Origin of the sequence: Paenibacillus campi, assembly GCF_034659835.1 — a bacterium.
In the GTDB taxonomy this organism is placed as follows: domain Bacteria; phylum Bacillota; class Bacilli; order Paenibacillales; family Paenibacillaceae; genus Saccharibacillus; species Saccharibacillus campi.
This window is the reverse complement of record NZ_JAXSQZ010000014.1, coordinates 49880-68087: the sequence shown is the minus strand read 5'-3', so window position 1 is coordinate 68087 and position 18208 is coordinate 49880. Positions and strand designations below refer to the sequence as shown.

Annotated in this window: 19 protein-coding genes and 1 CRISPR repeat array; of the genes, 15 read left to right on the top strand and 4 right to left on the bottom strand. The window is 44.5% G+C overall.

The features are described from left to right. A partial coding sequence (locus U1I11_RS20960; protein WP_322908032.1) for a CBM35 domain-containing protein occupies positions 1 to 801 on the top strand: 801 nt, incomplete at its 5' end. 433 nt (positions 802 to 1234) lie between these two features. Here U1I11_RS20960 and U1I11_RS20955 read toward each other — a convergent pair. Continuing rightward, positions 1235 to 2182 carry an AraC family transcriptional regulator gene (locus U1I11_RS20955; RefSeq protein ID WP_322904367.1) on the bottom strand — a complete coding sequence of 316 codons (948 nt, stop codon included), beginning with the start codon at positions 2180 to 2182 and terminating at the stop codon, positions 1235 to 1237. A 293-nt stretch (positions 2183 to 2475) separates the two neighbouring features. Between U1I11_RS20955 and U1I11_RS20950 the strand changes: the two genes are divergently transcribed. The 3 genes from U1I11_RS20950 to U1I11_RS20940 are packed head-to-tail and all read left to right on the top strand — an operon-like array spanning position 2476 to position 6153. Further along, entirely contained in the window at positions 2476 to 3864 is a 1389-nt protein-coding gene (locus U1I11_RS20950; protein ID WP_322904369.1) for an MFS transporter, read from the top strand. A 54-nt stretch (positions 3865 to 3918) separates the two neighbouring features. Beyond that, the gene (locus tag U1I11_RS20945; protein ID WP_322904371.1) at positions 3919 to 5895 is read left to right on the top strand and encodes a glycoside hydrolase family 127 protein; all 1977 of its coding nucleotides are present in this window, start codon (positions 3919 to 3921) and stop codon (positions 5893 to 5895) included. Positions 5896 to 5919: 24 nt separating this feature from the next. Further along, on the top strand, positions 5920 to 6153 hold the full coding sequence (locus tag U1I11_RS20940) for a hypothetical protein (RefSeq protein ID WP_322904373.1): 234 nt from the start codon (positions 5920 to 5922) through the stop codon (positions 6151 to 6153). Between the two features lie 165 nt (positions 6154 to 6318). Here the strand turns inward: U1I11_RS20940 and lexA are convergent, their stop codons facing one another. Next, positions 6319 to 6945: a transcriptional repressor LexA gene (lexA, locus tag U1I11_RS20935; RefSeq protein WP_322904375.1), complete on the bottom strand. Its 627-nt coding sequence runs from the start codon at positions 6943 to 6945 to the stop codon at positions 6319 to 6321. A 287-nt stretch (positions 6946 to 7232) separates the two neighbouring features. Here lexA and U1I11_RS20930 point away from each other — a divergent pair, with 287 nt between their 5' ends. From U1I11_RS20930 to U1I11_RS20915, 4 genes are all read left to right on the top strand, one after another. After that, positions 7233 to 7877 carry a LysM peptidoglycan-binding domain-containing protein gene (locus U1I11_RS20930; RefSeq protein ID WP_322904377.1) on the top strand — a complete coding sequence of 215 codons (645 nt, stop codon included), beginning with the start codon at positions 7233 to 7235 and terminating at the stop codon, positions 7875 to 7877. Positions 7878 to 8238: 361 nt separating this feature from the next. Next, positions 8239 to 8439 carry a DUF896 domain-containing protein gene (locus tag U1I11_RS20925; protein ID WP_322904379.1) on the top strand — a complete coding sequence of 67 codons (201 nt, stop codon included), beginning with the start codon at positions 8239 to 8241 and terminating at the stop codon, positions 8437 to 8439. Between the two features lie 159 nt (positions 8440 to 8598). After that, entirely contained in the window at positions 8599 to 9120 is a 522-nt protein-coding gene (locus U1I11_RS20920) for a methyltransferase (RefSeq protein ID WP_322904381.1), read from the top strand. A 160-nt stretch (positions 9121 to 9280) separates the two neighbouring features. After that, a complete protein-coding gene (locus U1I11_RS20915) occupies positions 9281 to 10075 on the top strand; it encodes an HAD family hydrolase (protein ID WP_322904382.1) in 795 nt (264 codons plus the stop codon). 654 nt (positions 10076 to 10729) lie between these two features. On the opposite strand, the gene U1I11_RS20910 is transcribed toward U1I11_RS20915, so the two are convergent. Then, on the bottom strand, positions 10730 to 11269 hold the full coding sequence (locus tag U1I11_RS20910) for a cupin domain-containing protein (protein WP_322904384.1): 540 nt from the start codon (positions 11267 to 11269) through the stop codon (positions 10730 to 10732). A gap of 243 nt (positions 11270 to 11512) precedes the next feature. On the opposite strand from U1I11_RS20910, the gene U1I11_RS21710 reads away from it, so the two are divergent. After that, positions 11513 to 11719: an NADAR family protein gene (locus tag U1I11_RS21710; protein WP_416235585.1), complete on the top strand. Its 207-nt coding sequence runs from the start codon at positions 11513 to 11515 to the stop codon at positions 11717 to 11719. A 65-nt stretch (positions 11720 to 11784) separates the two neighbouring features. Continuing rightward, positions 11785 to 12015 (top strand): NADAR domain-containing protein, encoded by a 231-nt coding sequence (locus tag U1I11_RS21705; protein ID WP_416235586.1) that lies wholly within the window; start codon positions 11785 to 11787, stop codon positions 12013 to 12015. A gap of 348 nt (positions 12016 to 12363) precedes the next feature. Continuing rightward, positions 12364 to 13608: direct repeats of the CRISPR family, unit length 32 nt; unit sequence GTCACTCCTCGTGCAGGAGTGTGGATTGAAAT. 180 nt (positions 13609 to 13788) lie between these two features. On the opposite strand, the gene U1I11_RS20900 is transcribed toward U1I11_RS21705, so the two are convergent. Then, complete coding sequence (locus U1I11_RS20900; protein ID WP_322904386.1) at positions 13789 to 14001, bottom strand: hypothetical protein; 213 nt, start codon at positions 13999 to 14001, stop codon at positions 13789 to 13791. Positions 14002 to 14359: 358 nt separating this feature from the next. Here U1I11_RS20900 and rnz point away from each other — a divergent pair, with 358 nt between their 5' ends. The 5 genes from rnz (at position 14360) to U1I11_RS20875 (ending at position 18188) form a co-directional block, all read left to right on the top strand. Next, positions 14360 to 15280, top strand: coding sequence for a ribonuclease Z (gene rnz, locus U1I11_RS20895; RefSeq protein WP_322904388.1), 921 nt, complete (start codon positions 14360 to 14362; stop codon positions 15278 to 15280). A 118-nt stretch (positions 15281 to 15398) separates the two neighbouring features. Next, positions 15399 to 16193, top strand: a complete 795-nt coding sequence (locus tag U1I11_RS20890) for a TIGR01457 family HAD-type hydrolase (RefSeq protein ID WP_322904390.1) — start codon at positions 15399 to 15401, stop codon at positions 16191 to 16193. A 450-nt stretch (positions 16194 to 16643) separates the two neighbouring features. Continuing rightward, positions 16644 to 17468 carry an Fpg/Nei family DNA glycosylase gene (locus tag U1I11_RS20885; protein WP_322904392.1) on the top strand — a complete coding sequence of 275 codons (825 nt, stop codon included), beginning with the start codon at positions 16644 to 16646 and terminating at the stop codon, positions 17466 to 17468. Between the two features lie 22 nt (positions 17469 to 17490). Next, on the top strand, positions 17491 to 17832 hold the full coding sequence (locus tag U1I11_RS20880) for a cyclic-phosphate processing receiver domain-containing protein (RefSeq protein WP_322904393.1): 342 nt from the start codon (positions 17491 to 17493) through the stop codon (positions 17830 to 17832). Positions 17833 to 17864: 32 nt separating this feature from the next. Further along, positions 17865 to 18188, top strand: coding sequence for a thioredoxin family protein (locus U1I11_RS20875; RefSeq protein WP_322904395.1), 324 nt, complete (start codon positions 17865 to 17867; stop codon positions 18186 to 18188). The last annotated feature ends 20 nt before the right edge of the window (positions 18189 to 18208 follow it).

The window sequence follows — 18208 nt, the reverse complement described above, 5'->3', positions numbered from 1 at the left end:
GGAGCACAAAGCGATATTACACGTTATGAAGCGGAAAAAGCGAATGTGAATCATGCGAATGTGTTAAGCAGTACACATGCCTCAAGCAACGGTTATGTCGGTCGGATCGATGATCCAGACAGCTATGTTGAATTTACAGTTAATGCGCCAGCAGATGGCAATTATAATTTGACCGTAGGCTATGCGAATGGAGGTTCAAGCACATCGCAGCAAGCGCTAAGTGTAAATGGAGCAGCGGCAACAACGCTGAGCTATCCAGCGACAGGCGGCTGGCTGGACTCCGCAGACGGTTCATCGGTGCAACAACAAGTCGCTTTGAAACAAGGTAGCAATACGATTCGCTTGACCAAAGCAGGTTCGGGTTATGCTGAACTTGATTACATCCAATTGCAACAGCTTGGCAGCTTTGATCAAAGAGTGGAAGCGGAAGATTCGCAAATCAATGGTGCGCGCGTTGTTAATGGGTCGTATGCTTCCAATGGTCAGTTTGTCGGCAATATCGACAACAGTGATAGTTCTGTCACATTCACGGTGAATGCACCAGCGGCAGGTACGTACAAAATGGACATTGGCTATGCCAATGGTACAGACAGTACGTCTACACACACATTGACAATTAACGGTCAGTCTCAAGATGCGGTCTCCTATCCAAAAACAGGTGGCTGGACAGCAGCCGTACCTAACTTTGGTACCCGTCAAATTGTCACGGTATCGGTTAATTTGAAGCAAGGGGAAAATACAATCGTATTAGGTAAAGGCAACGGTTATGCGGAGCTGGATTATATTGAGGTTTATGAATAATCGGGCAACTCGACTATGTGAACTTGAATGGTGTGCTTACATTGCTGACTTTCAGAGCTTGCAGTAAATTTAAAATCAATCGCGATCAAACAAAACCGATAACATTATAATGGCAATTAAATAACCCAACAGCCCGAAGTGAACCGTCTGCTGCACAGACTGGAAGCTTCGGGCTATTGGTATGCTGTTCTATAACGAATCATTCAACGATGTTTGCGTTAAAGTGTATTCGGAAATCGGTTGTATGTGATACATCATTGGCGAAAGTAATGAGCAAACAACGAGCTGTGGTGATTGAACTATAGTGATAATGCGCAAGGAAGACAACAGCAGATGCACCGTCGTCGATCATCCAACTGCCTGTGGTAATAATGAGCTATAGTGATGATGTCCATATTCGTACGTCTTGATTTCTATCTTCGGATAACGACCATTATGGTTTACGCAAGTGCGGAGGCAACGGAATGTCCGGGTCAACGCTCTCATTGTTCAGATAGGTGTTCGTATACGTATCGCGAAACTGCGTTGGTGTCATGCCGATATAACTTTTAAACAGTTTCATCAAATATTTTTCATCGCGAAAATGCAGATCATACGCGATCTCTTTGATCGATTGATTAGTCGTACATAACCGTTCCTTTACTAAGCTCAATTTAAGCGTGTTAATATAACGAATCGTGCTCATCCCGAGGTTTTTTTTGAATAAACGGGTCAAATGATCAGCATTAAAACTAAAAGTGTCTGCGACCTTTTGCACAGTCAGATCGTGGTAAATGTTCACCCTAATCCATTCGAGAATTTGCATAAACTTCTGGTTATGCTCTTTATTTAGCAATTGTTGCTGCAAAATCTGCTGTATATATTTATCCGTCAATTCAATCATTAACTCGGTTACCAAATAATCGACAGCATACGGGCTGTAATAGGACGTATGAGAAATGTCTAAAATTTGCTTCATCAGCATAACCGGCTTATCTAAATACGTTAACGAGAAAAAGTTCGGCAAACAAACATAAGCACCGAGCGTATTGGCGAACTCTCGCTCTGTATAAGTTAGCAGCAAATTCGTAAACGTATCGGTCGACTCGAGCAACACATCTTGACGCGGAATAAAGTGAAGCCAGAAAAAGCTTACCCCGTTAACTGAAGGAGCATAACCGATATACTCCACCCCAGGTCCGATCAATACAATATCTCCATGCTTGATTTCGTAACGATCATCCCCTACTTGTAAATAGACCGTTTCTTTTAAGCCGATAATAAGCTCATAGTCTTGTTCCAATTTCATTCGTTTATGTTTCCATCCGTCCTCGCCTACAAATTGACCACATTTGTAATAAGCGAGCGGACGCTCAATGTTGATCTTCGATACGGATTCCATAGTAAATCACAGTCACTCCCTGCTACGATATCATTTTTGGTTACAAAAAGTCGGTTTTGTTTACTTATAATGGCAAAAAAGAAGCGGATACGTTGTTATTGTCGTTATTATACCACGAATTGGCACGGTTTCACGTCATTTTAAATTATAATAAATATCGGAAATGTACACCTATCCTACGAAAACTTAAGTTTATCAACCGTTCGAAAGCGCTTACGATAAAGACAACGGCAGTGCCAATCCGGTACATCCGCTTTTAGCTTAACGTTATTCGTAAACAGGAGGGTACACCTATGGAACAATCATCTAATTCCTCACATGAGCAACATCCGTCTTTGCAAACCGAGAAAGTTCCGTTTCATCGCCGCATCAGTTATGCGCTCACCGATACGAGCGGCAACCTGCTGTACAGTATTATTGGTGCCTATTTGCTCTATTTTTACACGGATGTGTTCGGACTATCTGTAGGTGTAGCGGGCACATTACTATTGTTAACACGGTTGCTTGATGCGGTGGATGCGCCGATGTGGGGCATCATCGTGGATCATACGAAATCCAAATATGGGCAAAGTCGACCTTATTTTCTTTGGTTATGCGTACCGTTTGCGACGTTTATGGTGCTGACATTTACGACGCCGAATTTGGATGGAACGTGGAAAATCGTGTATGCCAGTTTGACGTATATATTGGCTGGAATCGCTTATACAGGGATTTCGACACCGATTACCGCCATTTTGCCAAACTTAAGCCGCAATACGAATGAGCGGGTCGTACTCAATTCATTCCGTATGGTAGGCGGTAATATCGGTAACTTTGTCGCCGTCACCTTTACATTGCCACTGGTCGCTTTGTTTGGCGGCGGTAATGAGCAGAAAGGCTTTTTCTGGACATTGTGTCTGTTTGGGATCATTTCGGTCATTATGTTTCTGATCGCATTTGCGAACTTGAAGGAAATCAATATCGAAAAAATCAAAACGATTCCGGTACGTGACAGTATGAAGGCATTATCCGGCAATTGGCCGTGGATTTTACTCGTTATTGCCAATTTGCTGTTCTGGGTTGCCTTAACGATCCGTACGTCAACACTCGTTTATTATTTTGAATATGATCTGAACAAAATGGATTTGGTGCCGCTTATTAATGGTATTTCGGTTATTCAAGTACTCGGTATGATGTCGATTCCGTGGATTGTCAAATATACAAGCAAACAGATGACGATGATTCTCGGTTTTGTACTGGCAGCGATTGGACAAGTTATTTTGTTCAGCGCAGGCATGCATCTGCCACTACTGATCGTTGGTTGGTGCATTGGTTGTATCGGTTCGGGGATTGCTTGTTCGATGCCGTTTGCGATGTTGTCCGATGCGGTCGATTATGGCGAATGGAAATCCGGTTTGCGAGCAAGTGGGATGTTGACAGCAATCGGCAGCGCATTTTGTATTAAAGCAGGTTCAGGGCTAGGTGGTTTTATCCCGACTCGATTTATGGAATCGTTCGGTTATGTGCCTAATGTTGTCCAAAGCGCTCAATCGATTGCCGGTATTCGCTTCGTATTTGTATGGCTGCCAGCGATTGTGTTTTTACTCGGAATTATCCCGATGTTGTTTTACCGTCGATTTGAGAAAAATGAAAGTAATATTCGCAAACAACTGCATCAGCGTGAAGTGAGTACACAGTCTTAAATCCGTTTGGCATATAGGTTATACATTAAATGAAAAACAGGGGGAATCACGACTATGTCGCTACAGTTCAAATCGTTTCATATTACCGATCCATTCTGGTCCAATTATCGTGAATTGGTACGCACTGAGATGATTCCGTATCAATGGGAAGTGCTAAATGATCGCGCCGATATTGTCATTGAAAAAGAGCGCAATGATGAAAGCATTCCGTCAGAAAAAAGTCATGCGATCGAAAATTTTAAAATCGCAGCAGGACTTAAACAAGGTCATCATTATGGCTGGGTATTTCAAGACAGTGATGTGTATAAGTGGCTGGAAGCGGTCGCGTATTCGTTATCTTTTCACCCGGATGCTCATTTGCAGCAATTGGCGGATGGTGTGATCGATTTGATTGCGCTAGCGCAGGAGCAGGACGGTTATTTGAACACGTATTTTTCGATTGAAGAACCGGAACGCCGGTTTAAAAAGTTGGCGGAAAGTCATGAATTGTACTGTGCCGGTCATTTTATTGAAGCAGCTGTCGCTTATTATGAATCGACATACAATGAAAAAGCACTGACGATCGCTTGTCGGCTGGCGGATTGTATCGATGCTAACTTTGGTACAGAAGCAGGCAAAATTCATGGCTATGATGGGCATGAGGAGATCGAGCTTGCATTGACCCGGCTTTACAATTTGACAGGGGAGCAGCGTTATTTGGATTTGAGTTTGTATTTTTTATATGAACGTGGTACGGATCGCACTTTTTTCGCTAGACAGCGTGCTGAAGATAAAGGCACGAAACCGGTCATCGAGGGGATGAGTCATCGTGAGCTTAAGTATTATCAAGCTCATCTGCCCGTACTGGAACAAAATACAGCAGAAGGACATGCCGTACGGCTTGTATATTTATGTGCGGCGATGGCGGATGCGGCGTATCTCGCTAACGATGAAGCGATGCTAGCAGCATGTCGCCGTCTATGGAACAATATCGTCAGCAAACGGATGTACATTACAGGTGGAATCGGCTCTACCGTAGATGGTGAAGCATTTACAAGCGATTATGATCTGCCTAATGATACGATGTATTGTGAAACTTGCGCTTCGATCGGTTTAATTTTCTTTGCCTTTAATATGTTAAAAAATGAAGCCAAAGCGCAATATGCGGATGTATTGGAACGAGCGCTTTACAATACTGCGATTGGCGGGATGGCGCTAGACGGCAAACATTTCTTTTACGTCAACCCGTTAGAAGTGCGTCCAGAAAACAGTCTTAACGACCCAGGCAAAAGCCATGTTAAAGTGACACGACCAGCGTGGTTTGGCTGTGCTTGCTGTCCGCCCAATCTGGCGCGTCTGCTCACTTCGTTGCATAAATATGTGTATACCGTTCATCCACAGCAACGTACGATTTATACGAATCTGTATGTTACCGGCACCGCTGAATTTCATATTGATGGTCAATCATTCCAGCTTCAGCAGACAAGTGAGCTGCCGTGGGAAGGGGAAGCGACCGTGCAAGTCATTACCGACCAGCCATTAACGTTTACGCTGGCGCTGCGCATTCCTTATTGGTCTGGGCAACCTGTACTAACCGTAAATGGAGAAAAGGTGGTGCTCAAGCTGCAAGACGGTTTTGCTTTAGTAGAGCGTCATTGGCAAAATGGTGATCAAATTACGCTGACATTGCCGATGGACATTCGCCAGTATAGTGCGCATCCACTCGTACGCAGTGATGTGGGCAAGCTGGCGATTGGGCGTGGCCCGCTCATTTATTGTGCGGAGGAGGAGGACAATGGTACTTATTTGCATCTCATTCGAATTCATCCAGATCGGCAGGCAACGTATCGGTTCGAGCCGGAATTACTCGGTGGTGTAGGCACGATTGAATTGGAAGCCGAGCGACAGCATATAGGGGCGGAGTGGGAGCATGTACTGTATCAACCGGCAGCTACCGCAACCTATGCTCCGCACACATTAAAGTTAATTCCATATTATAGCTGGGCTAACCGTACACCCGGAGAAATGCAGGTTTGGCTGCATAAAGTGTGAATCCGAAGCAAAGGAGAATGAAGGATGAAAAATAAAGTGAAAATTAATCCCGAAGCTTTTGCGCATAGTGTGATTTCAAGTTATTCCTCAGATAAGGACAACAGTGAAGCCATCGCCAAAGATCATCTGGTACTGTATTTAAACGCTTATTTTTTGGCGGAAAAGTTCAATTTAATGGAGGAGCGACTTGCCGAAAAAGCGGATAGTAGAGATTTTAAGGAATTGATGGCAAAGTTGTTGGAAGCGAAGCTGTTTTGATCGCTAGCTAATGAGTTAGTGGAGCAAACTGTGAATGAATAGAGTGAATTGTACTATTCGTAGAGCGGAATATTTTAAAATCAAGCACAAAACACAAAAAAGACTCTCACATCATGCGAGAGTCTTTTTTATTGCTGTCTTATTTTACTAATCATAAGCAAAATATTAGTGCAGATTACGGAACAGACCGACAACTTTGCCGAGAATTGTCACACGAGTGAGACGTAATGGCTCATAACGTGGATTTTCTGGTTGCAGGCGAATATGGTCTTTTTCCTTGTAGAACGTTTTCACTGTAGCTTCATCGTCTTCGGTCATCGCGACAACGATATCGCCATTGTTGGCGGTCTGTTGTTGACGAACGATCACGAAGTCGCCATTATGAATGCCTGCTTCAACCATACTGTCACCGACAACGGAGAGCATAAACACTTGATTATCACCGGTAAACTGCTGTGGCAATGGAAAATAATCTTCGATATGCTCAGTCGCAGTAATCGGTACACCGGCAGTAACTTTACCGATGATCGGTACGCGGGATACGGTCTGTGCAAACAGCAGATTGCTTTCCGATTCCTCCTGACCGAGCAGCTCAATCGCGCGCGGCTTCGTCGGGTCACGGCGAATCAATCCTTTTTTCTCAAGGCGGTCCAGGTGTCCGTGAACCGTCGAGCTGGAAGCAAGGCCTACTGCTTCGCCAATCTCACGAACTGATGGCGGATAGCCTTTCAATTTCACTTCATTCCGGATAAATTCCAGAATCGCCTGCTGGCGGTTAGATATTTTGGACATACTGTATCAACCCCAATACTAGTAACGTTTGGGAAAAGTATAACACAGAACTTCCGTTCGTACAAACATAAGTTCTAAAAGTAAGTTAGAATATCATAAACAAAGCGATTCGTCTACGTCCGGTTGCTATAACGGCGGTATGACGCGGTTTGTGCCTGTCTAACTTACAATCTGAAAACATTTCCTAAAAAAGCGAACAAAAGTTCGAAAAAAGCTATTGATCAAAACATATGTTCGTGTTATATTTTTTTTAGGAAACAAGAACAAACGTTTGGAGTGTGAAGCACATGCTTAAATATACTACATATAAAAGTATCCACAAATCGAACTCAACCGACGATAACTCAGCTAAAGATCATCATACTGTTTCTGCAGCAGACACATCTGCTCAGCCGGCTGCCCATTCCGTGCAACATGCGCCCATCCATTCTACATCTGACATGCAATCGATTCATAAGACAGAAGCTGGATTAAGCGAACAACCCGCTGTGACAGAATGGGTATATGTGGACGATCTCAAGTCAGCCGCCGCGAACCCCAAGTCTGCTGCCAATCGTGCACGACGTTCATTAAGTCGCAAAACATTGGATTTGATTCAGATGACTGCACGCAAAACGCTTGGCAAAAAATCAACACGTCGCTCCCCAAAACGCAAATCCGGTTGGAACTCTAGCGGTCGTTTAATGGTATGTCTTTTGTTTGCTAGCGTGTTATTATATGGAAGCTTTCAGCATTTGGTCATTGCAGACGAGTCAGTAGCGATGAAACAACATGTGATTGTAAATGAAGGCGATAGCTTATGGGCAATTGCTTCCCAGTACAAAGCACCAGGCGAAGATATTCGGGATTATATTGCCGAAATACGTGATGAGAACCATTTAAATACGAGCGATATTCGTAGTGGAGATGTGCTTGTCATTCCGCATCGTTAACTGCACGTATAGTTGGCATTTTTGGAGTGTGTTACATGGTGGATACAATCTGTAATGAGCATCTTATTTTACAGCTGATACGGTACAATGAATTGTATATGCAATTAACATATTTGCTGATCGGTAGCTGTAATCGATTTTGCTGATAGATAGTTGTAATCGATACGACTACTTCAATCTATCTTGTTTGAGGGATTTGAACATAAATGAACATATGACTAACATGTATTCACCCTATGATCTAACCGGGTCTCCTCCGGATTTATATATTGTTCTCTCGTTTGCTTGTCAGGTGCGAATAGCCTTGACAAGCTTTTTTTTACATGTCAAAGTTAGAAAAGATAGATTTGGGAGGGTAGTTATGGACATCGACGTAATCATTGCAAGAATTAATGAATTAGCACGCAAAAAAAAGGATATTGGGCTTACCGCTGAAGAAGTGGTCGAGCGCGATGAACTTCGTACCGTTTATCTCGGAAATATTCGCCGCAATTTCCGTCAGCAACTCGAAACGATCGAATGGGTCGAAGATGCTGAAAACGAAAAAAAAGGCAATGCATAAATAGCTATGCTGTATGTACAGCTTTTGGTTATGTGCAGTCTCATCTCATGATCATCGACGCAATAACCATACAGGGATGTCGTTACTGATCAATGATCAGCATTCGACATCCTGTTTTGTTATAACAGACTTACATTATGGATTATAGGGGGAAAAGCGATGTCCCGTTCTTGGGAGAGGCAAGTGAAACGTAATACAAAGCAATTAAATGTCCGCCGCAAAAAGGCAGGTCAGGACAGCCTTGGAGTTAGCAAAACAAACTCCGAATTTACCGTGTACAAAGGACGCAATATTGTATTCCCGGCAACACTAGTGCTACTTGGTGTTGTATACGGTGTCATGGGGATGATGTATCCGGCTGCATCGACAAGTATCGTATTGTTTGTCGTCACCGTACTGTTGTATGTATTCCTCGGTGTCATTTTGTTCTTGCGTCGTCCGTATCTTAAAGTAGGTAAAGACTCGCTAATTACGACCAAGTTTAATCGTGATCGCATTTTGACGGCTGCCAATGTGAAAAAGATTCGTTTGCAAAAAGGTTATGTCGTCATTGAGCACAGCACCAAAGGCGGAGCATGGCTGTTCGCACGTACGTTAAATCGCTATGACACAGATGCGATGGCTGAGCATCTGCGTAAATTTGCGGCTACGCATCAAATTACGGTGGAAGATAAGCTGTAATAATATAGATGCATATTCATAGTTGCAGCAAGCGCCATACCTATCTAATGAAGTCACAACAATAGTATATACGTTATAGCTTTTTTGAAGGCATGTGTTTCTACTTCGTAACCATGCCTTTTTCATAATATGCTTAAACAATAACCGGGAGGGTTTTGACTTGAGTATTAAAGCTGTTTTATTTGATCTGGATGATACGTTGTTGTGGGATGAGAGAAGTATTGAAGAAGCTTTTCATTATACATGCCTAACTGCGGCTAACGCGGAAGGCATTGATGCTGCCGAATTGGAAAAGTCGGTACGCCGTGAAGCACGCGCGTTGTATGAATCGTATGAGACATTTCCGTTTACGCAAATGATTGGCATTAATCCATTTGAAGGATTGTGGGCACAGTTTACGGCAGGGGAACAACCGGAATTTCGCAAGTTAGAACAAATTGCGCCTGTTTATCGTAAACAAGCATGGAATAATGGCTTGCAAGCGCTCGGAATCGATAATGAGCCATTAGCTGCTGAGCTTGCTGAGCAATTTGTACGCGAACGCCGCAATCGTCCGCATTTTTATGAAGAAACATTGCAAATTCTCGGTGAGCTAAAAGGCAAAGTGAAACTGCTGTTGCTAACGAATGGCTGCCCGGCACTTCAGCAGGAGAAGCTGGACGGTGTGCCGGAGCTCGCCCCTTATTTTGATCACATTGTGATCTCCGGTGCATTCGGTCGCGGTAAACCTGATCCGTCCATTTTCCGGCATGCCTTGGAACTATTGGATGTGCAGCCAGCGCAGGCGCTCATGGTTGGCGACAAGCTGACGACCGATATTAAAGGCGCACTAGCAACAGGCATCACTTCCGTATGGCTGAATCGTAATGGCAAAACTAATGACAGCGAGATCAAACCGGCGCATGAAATTAAACATTTGAGCGAACTACACGGTATTGCTGCTGGAATTGCTTAAATTTGCAGTGATTGTAAACATAGCCAGCTGAGTGCCCGATCGGAACGATTCGATTGGGGTGCTCGGCTGGCTATTGTTTTGAGTGTGAGGGATGGCTGTATACGAACGTAAAAGATGTCATATTCAACTAGGGCGTGTCTTCAAACTGCTTTACAGATCGTTCGATACGGGTAATTTGCGTCAGAGTAAGCTGTATAGGTTCTTATTTCTAACCTTTGTGGACAATAAAATAAGACGTAGCATCGTTTGAAGACACCATCTAGTACGTTGACCAAGTTCAATGTTAATTTTGATCGTGTACTGAAATGCATGATCCATGCGATCTTAAAACAGATTCAACACTTAAATTAATCTCGGTTAACGTACTAGTAGCTTGTCTCAGGAAGATGTAAGGTTACGTCCATCTGAACCCTGCTTGAATCGTGCAGGATTCAGACGAACGCAATCCCTGGATAAATTTGAGACAAGCTACTAGGTACATTACTTATGTGCAGAATTAAACGATGTATAGTTAAAGGGTTATGACAAAAACCTACTGCCTGTTCTCATTCCGAACAGGCAGTAGGTTTTTGTCATAGAATAATATAGTTGTAAGATGAACATCATTGTGTAATGTGTAGCGCCTCATGTACAAGTGTAGCTATCTAGCCAAACTTACGCTTTTTGGAAAGAGGAATCTGCGAATGGGTGAGCTACCCAACCATCGGTTTCGACAAACAGGCGTACAGCAACGATTTTGCGGTTTTCGACCAGTGTGAAAAAGTGTGGTGTATTTTCCGGTACGGAAATGACATCGCCTGGTTCAAGCTCAACATCGAAATAACCGTGCTCTGGACTTTTAATAATGAAAATACCGTTGCCCGATACGATCGCACGAATCTCATCTTCTGTATGCGTATGAATTTCTTCAAACTTTGCCAGCTTGGCTTCCAGATCAGGAGTTGCTTCCGACAGGGTAATCACGTCCCACGTCCGGTAGCCACGGCGTGCCGCCAAATCTTGAATTTCCGGCTCAAATGTATCCAGTATAGCTTGTTTTTGCTCATCATTCAGCGTGAAATTGTTGCTTAGCTCGCTGGATAGTTTGGACACATCCCATTTTTCATACACAACCTCATGTTTATTCAAAAACTCCAGCACATGATCATCACCGGAAATGCGCTCATTTGTATTTCTAATTCTGATTTCAGCCATCGGATTACCCTTCTTTCCTTGTTTTTAGAAGTATTATAAAAGATATGTCTACTATTGTCGATACTTTCACCAAAAACTCATGTTGTCTATTTTAGGAAAATTGAAGGGGGGATACACAAACAGACCAATGCTTTAATTTGCATATTTATGCGGAATTATAACATGAATATGTGATCTAGTTCCATATAATCTCTACAATCATTACAACAAGACTATATCGCTGGCAAAAAGCTTAAATATGTATTGTTTTGGGGACATACGCCAAAAGCGGTCGGCAGCATCGATCAAAGTTGTTTTAGTCAGTGGTGGAACAGTCCATTTACGATTAACAGTGTCACTTATTCCTGTACCGAACAATATATGATGGCGGAAAAAGCACGGTTGTTTGGCGATATGGACATGCTGGCGAATATTATGGCAGTATGGCAGCCAGGCATCCGAAGCAGATGAAAATGTTTGGGCGTTCTGTGCGCCATTTTGACGATCAACGATGGCAAGTGCAAAGTTAGGAGATCGTGAAGCAAGGCAATATAGCGAAATTCCAGCAAAATGAACAATTGAGACAATATTTATGTTATACAAGCAAACGAATATTAGTAGAAGCGAGCCCACAACATAAAATCTGGGGCATTGGACTGGCAAAAGATGATCCAGATGCCGAGCGTCCGCTCAATTGGAAAGGCAGGAATTGGCTCGGTTTTGCATTGATGGAAGTTCGGGATATGCTGCTTGCAGAGCAGGAGTGAGAGTGGGATGAGTTTGTCAATGTAGAGGTGCCAATTTGCGCTTTTGGTTGAGATGGGCATAGTGCTACAGTATGTGCAGAAACAGCGAATAAGCGAATAATTTTGCTTAAAGCATGCGAATCGGAGTTGGCTTATCGTTTGACTGTAACAGGAGGATGGATTGGCAAACATTCCTAAAAAGCGCGAACCCTAAGCTCACATGAAATCCCTAGGAGGTTCGCGCTCCTTGCTGGGCAAGGGATTTCGGCGTTTTTGTTGTTTTTTGGACAGTTTTAAAGTAGTCTGAAAGAGAGGTTCGCGGAAATCACCTGTTTTTCCCTTGTGGGATAAGGGCTGAGAAGGCGGGCAGTCACTCCTCGTGCAGGAGTGTGGATTGAAATAGGAAAGGTCGCAAAATGAGCCCCCGCCATTTGCGCGTCACTCCTCGTGCAGGAGTGTGGATTGAAATTTACCATCCGCGTCTACGTCGATGACGTAATTAGAGTCACTCCTCGTGCAGGAGTGTGGATTGAAATCATTAGCACACCGGCGCTTTACAAGTGGATACAAAGTCACTCCTCGTGCAGGAGTGTGGATTGAAATCAGCAACTCATCTCGAATCAAACGAATCTCATCGAGCAGTCACTCCTCGTGCAGGAGTGTGGATTGAAATAACTTGCCCGACTTGCAATATCGCTGGATCGTTCGCGTCACTCCTCGTGCAGGAGTGTGGATTGAAATAATAATGTCATGTTGTTGAACTCTCCTTTTCTTGTCACTCCTCGTGCAGGAGTGTGGATTGAAATATACCGACGTTGGTTTTTATCCCTCGCCGCTTCGGCGTCACTCCTCGTGCAGGAGTGTGGATTGAAATGTATTAGTTTGACTAAAGTCAGTAATGGTCAAAGATGTCACTCCTCGTGCAGGAGTGTGGATTGAAATATATTCAATCCAAATCATTTTTAACTCCTTAAATTGTCACTCCTCGTGCAGGAGTGTGGATTGAAATACTGGATCAGCACCACATTGTACAATATATGCACGTCACTCCTCGTGCAGGAGTGTGGATTGAAATAAGTCGACGCGATAACGAAAGTGTTGAACGTGTTGAGTCACTCCTCGTGCAGGAGTGTGGATTGAAATGCCTCTGCCCCTGCAATAGGTACGTAGTCGGAGGCGCGTCACTCCTCGTGCAGGAGTGTGGATTGAAATTTTCCCGTAAGCGCTCTACCAGCTTGCCGCCTTCGGTCACTCCTCGTGCAGGAGTGTGGATTGAAATTTATAAATGCATTGTTTGTATTATGTGAAAACGGTCACTCCTCGTGCAGGAGTGTGGATTGAAATCGAATACTAGGGTTAGGGGGTAATGTAAAAACCCGTCACTCCTCGTGCAGGAGTGTGGATTGAAATTTGTGTAAATACATATAATCAATTAGCTCGTTTTAAGTCACTCCTCGTGCAGGAGTGTGGATTGAAATGCAAACGCATTGCGGGCTGCGGCAGGCATGCCGCGTCACTCCTCGTGCAGGAGTGTGGCTTGAAATTAAGCAGTGAATACGCTGTTGGTTTCCAAGCCCAATTGGTCACTCCTCGTGCAGGAGTGTGGATTGAAATTTTATATATGTACATGATGCTGAACGCGCAAGCAAATACATATGATGCGACGTGCACTTCACTGCGGGAAGGAAATAAGGGGAAAGGTTTACGTTCTGTAAACACGAGGTGCAATGAAAAGTGGTTTTTGCAAAGCAAAATACCTTACCTCGTTTAAGCGCGGGAATCTACAAGTTACTCCTATTCCGTAGATTCCTGTGCGAGACGGGAGTCCGTCCCCTTATTCCGTACCGCAGTGGTGGATGCCGCAGCAAAAACAGCTGGCATGCCTCTCCAATCTCTCCATATTTTTAGCGATGTGTTCGGTGGTGGATGCCGCAGCAAAAACAGCTGGCGTGCCTCTCCAATCTCTCCATATTTTGGCGATGTGTTCGGTACTTGCTGCCTTAACAAAAACAGCTTACCTGCACGTCCTAAAGCGCCCCCCTACTAGCCCAGCAACAAACACTTCCTCCCAATTCCCCCTATACCAAGCGACCATTCCCCACTACAATCCTCCTCACAACAAAGGAATCCCTTTTGACAAATACATTTACATGATATGATAAAGGATATTATCATTTTGCATAATCTTGCATAGAAACAAGCTGTCTGAACGAGCAAATACGCACGATTTCGTTTCAGATACGCGTTTCTATCTTTATTTAATAGTATCTTTATTGGCATTAACGATAATGAAACAAAGCAATAAACAGCATAATTTGCTCGCTGGGCGTAGTGTTGTGATGCATAGAGAGAAGGTTGTTGAACGATGGAATTGTATTTTCTTGGAACTAATGCCGGTGTGCCCACATTGCAGCGTAATGTGACGTCGATCGGTTTGCGTTTGTATGAGGAGCGTAAGGCGCTGTGGATGTTTGATTGTGGCGAAGGCACACAGCATCAGGTGTTGCGTTCCCAGTTGAAGCTAAGCAAGCTGGAAAAGATTTTTATTACGCATTTGCATGGTGATCATCTGTTTGGCTTGCCGGGTTTGCTGTCCAGTCGCTCTAATCAAGGTGGATTATTGCCATTGACGGTGTATGGGCCGCCTGGAGTGAAGCGATTTATAGAGATGGCGCTAGAGTTAAGTCAATCGCGGGTGGAGTACGAGTTGGTGGTGGTGGAGCATGAAGGTGGCATCGTATTTGAAGATGACACATTCCGCGTCGAGGCGGCGCTGCTGGAACATCGGATTGACAGTTATGGCTATCGGATTGTGGAGAAGGATCGTCCAGGGCAGCTTAATTTTGAGTTGTTGAAGCAATATGGTATTCAGCCGGGGCCAATTTATGGCGAATTAAAAAATGGCGGCAGTGTGCAGCTTCAGAATGGTGAGATGCTGCATTCCCATCAAGTCGTAGGCGAGCCGAAAAAAGGGAAAATTGTCACGATTCTCGGTGATACGCGTCCTTGTGCGAATGTGCAGTTACTTGCACAAGGAGCCGATTTGTTAGTGCATGAAGCGACCTTTCTGCATGATATGAAAGAGACGGCACGCCAATATTACCATAGTACCGCTTACCAGGCGGCAGTGGCTGCACATGATGCCGGTGTGCAGCAATTGATTTTGACGCATTTTAGCTCGCGTTACAAAGATGAGCAGCAGCTTCAACAATTGCTGGCAGAAGCAAAAACGGTATTTCCACATACAGAACTGGCGATCGAGCATCAATTATTTCCGGTGCAATAATAGGGCAGGATAGGATCAATATCGTGCGAAGTTGCGGTAAGGTAAGCAAATCGTTTGCCTTATGCCGCAACTTTTTTTACAATGAAGATTGTGAGTAATAGAGAGGATGGCTAATGGAATGGCAAATGGAAAAGGATTACTGATTGATCTGGACGGCACATTATATCATGGTAACCGTGTCATTCCGGGGGCAGCCGATTGGATCAAGCATCTGCAGCAGGCAGGCACGCCGTATTTGTTTGTGACTAACAATTCGTCCCGTACGCCGGAAGGCGTTGCTGCTCATATGCGCGAACTGGGCATTGATGCTACAGCAGAGCAAGTTTGTACATCAGCACTTGCCGCTGCTGCCTATATTGCCAAACAAAAGCCGGGCGCCACTGTGCATGTGATCGGTGAACCTGGACTGCTATCGGCTGTAACCGATGCCGGATTAAGCGTAAGTGCAAATAAGCCTGATTATGTGCTGCAAGGGATCGATCGTTCCTTTACATATGACAAGCTGACGATAGCGCTGCGTTTGATCAGTGAAGGGGCTATATTTGTGCTGACTAATCCGGATTTGCAGCTGCCGTCGCATGATGGACTGCTGCCTGGAGCGGGCACACTCGGTGCTGCAATTTCGGCGGCGACCGCAGTGGAACCGATCATTATCGGCAAACCTTCCTCGATTCTAATGGAGTATGCGTTGGAGCAAATCGGTCTACCGGCAGAAGATACGATCGTCATCGGTGACAATATGCTCACTGATATCGCTGCTGGTGTCGCAGCAGGTTGCCAAACGATTCTCGTGATGACCGGTGTCACGACAGAGCATAATTTGTCACAGCATGAAGCACGCACCGGCGTGCGCGCAGATCGCCTATGTCGTACACTGGACGAAATTGATCCAGCCCGGCTTGATTCGGTATAGTCTCTGTATGTAATGGACAACGATACGATATCTATGTTGGTCTGCATATCATATATGTGGCATAGGCGTTCATAAGATGCCAACTACTACGGCGGATAGGTATAAAAGAAAAGTAGTGCTAGGGCATAGCTTCCACTGTTTCCATACTATTCGATACTATTGGTTCGTGTAAGATTGAGCTGTCTAGGCAGCTTATTTTTTGAATAGTCTGTATATTATTTGGATCGGTCTTAGTTGGATGTCTCAATTAAAATCAGCTTCGAACGCACTTTATCGTGTTTATGATGAAACGATCATAACATAAGCTTACCGTGAATTTAATTGAGATGAGTACTTGGTATGATGTATGCTGACTCTACCATGTTTGACAGCGAACAAAGTTTATATCAGTATCAAACCAATCACACTGTTTTTATTAGTTTTTATTAATAGAGAAAGAAGGACAACATTATGCCTGAATTGCCAGAACTTGAAAATTATAAAAGCCAGTTAACCCGTTATATTTTGAATACATCGATTGAAAAGCTGGTGCTGCATCGTGCTCGGATTGCGAATGTGGAGGCTGATCCGGTTAACTTGATGTTAAGCGGCAACCGGATCGCTTTTATCGAGCGCCGGGGCAAATATTTGAATTTGCATCTGCATAGTGGTCATCGTTTGCTGATTGGCATCGTTGCAGGTAGCTCGCTTTATTATGGTCTGCGTGAGCAAAATGTCGATCGCAAATGCGATGTCGAGCTACAATTTGAAGATGGTAGCTCGCTGTATTATACAGCAGGGCGTCAGGGCATTTTCCATTATTGTTCAGCACGGGAAGCACAGGAGTATTTTGCCGGTCTCGGTTTGGAAGCGACCGATCGCAAGTTGACACGTGAGCAATTCGTCAAACTGTTCAAAGGACGTCGTAGTGCGCTCAAAACAGCGCTAACGAATCAGTCACTCATCGCCGGTATCGGTAGTTATTATGCGGATGAAATCGCCTTTACCGCAGGTATTTTGCCTTCTGCCAAAGTGCAGGAGCTGGATGAGGAGGCGCTTGGCAAGCTGTATGATGCGATGTGCAATGTGCTGGAAGAAGCGATCCAGGCAGGTGGCAATATGGAAGGACAGCCTTTGACGGCAAATGATTCGTTAACCGGCGGTTTTCACGCTTTACGTCGTGTGTATGAGCGTGAAGGAGAGCCATCGGTGCTTTCAGCGAATGATAAAGTAGTCAAAACCGAAGTGGCTGGTAAAAAAGCGTATTATTGCCCGGCTTCACAGTTTGAAAGCTAAGCGGTAACAGGAGGAGATCGCTATGATTCATCTGTATCTGGATGATTACCGTCCATGTCCAACAGGCTTTGCGCTCGCTAGAGATGGCGAGGAATGTCTGATGATGTTACGCGAATGTGAAGTGGATATTTTATCGCTTGATCATGAGCTTGGCTGGGGGCAAATGGACGGTACGGACGTAGTGAAAGCGATGATCTATGAAGGGCTGTATGCGCGGGAAATTTATTTGCATACGTCCAGTATATATGGTCGGAAGCGGATGTATGAGCTGCTCTATCAGGCGAAGCCGGAACATGTTATTTTGCATAATGGGCCGATGTCTGAGGAACGTTTGCAGCAAATTGCACGCGCAGCCGATCAATAAAGAAGCAGCTCGCTTGGATAGGAGGCATGAGCATGATACAGGAACTGAATGAGGCGCAAGCATTGCAACTGGCTGAGCAGTCGGGGGAACCGGCAGTACTGTATGCATACACACCGCTGTGCGGAACATGCAAAATGGGTAGACGGATGCTGGAAGCGGCATTGCCATTGCTGCCAGAGCACAATGTGTATGCGCTCAATATTAATTTTGCGCCACGTTTTGTGCAGGAGTTGCAGCTGACCAGTGTTCCTTGCCTGATCGTATTTGAAGCATGGCGCGAACGCAAGCCGCGTCTGTTGTATCGGCTCGAATCGGTACAGCGTATGATCGGACATATACGTGATACAGCGGTATAAATGACTGGAGGCTAAAGATT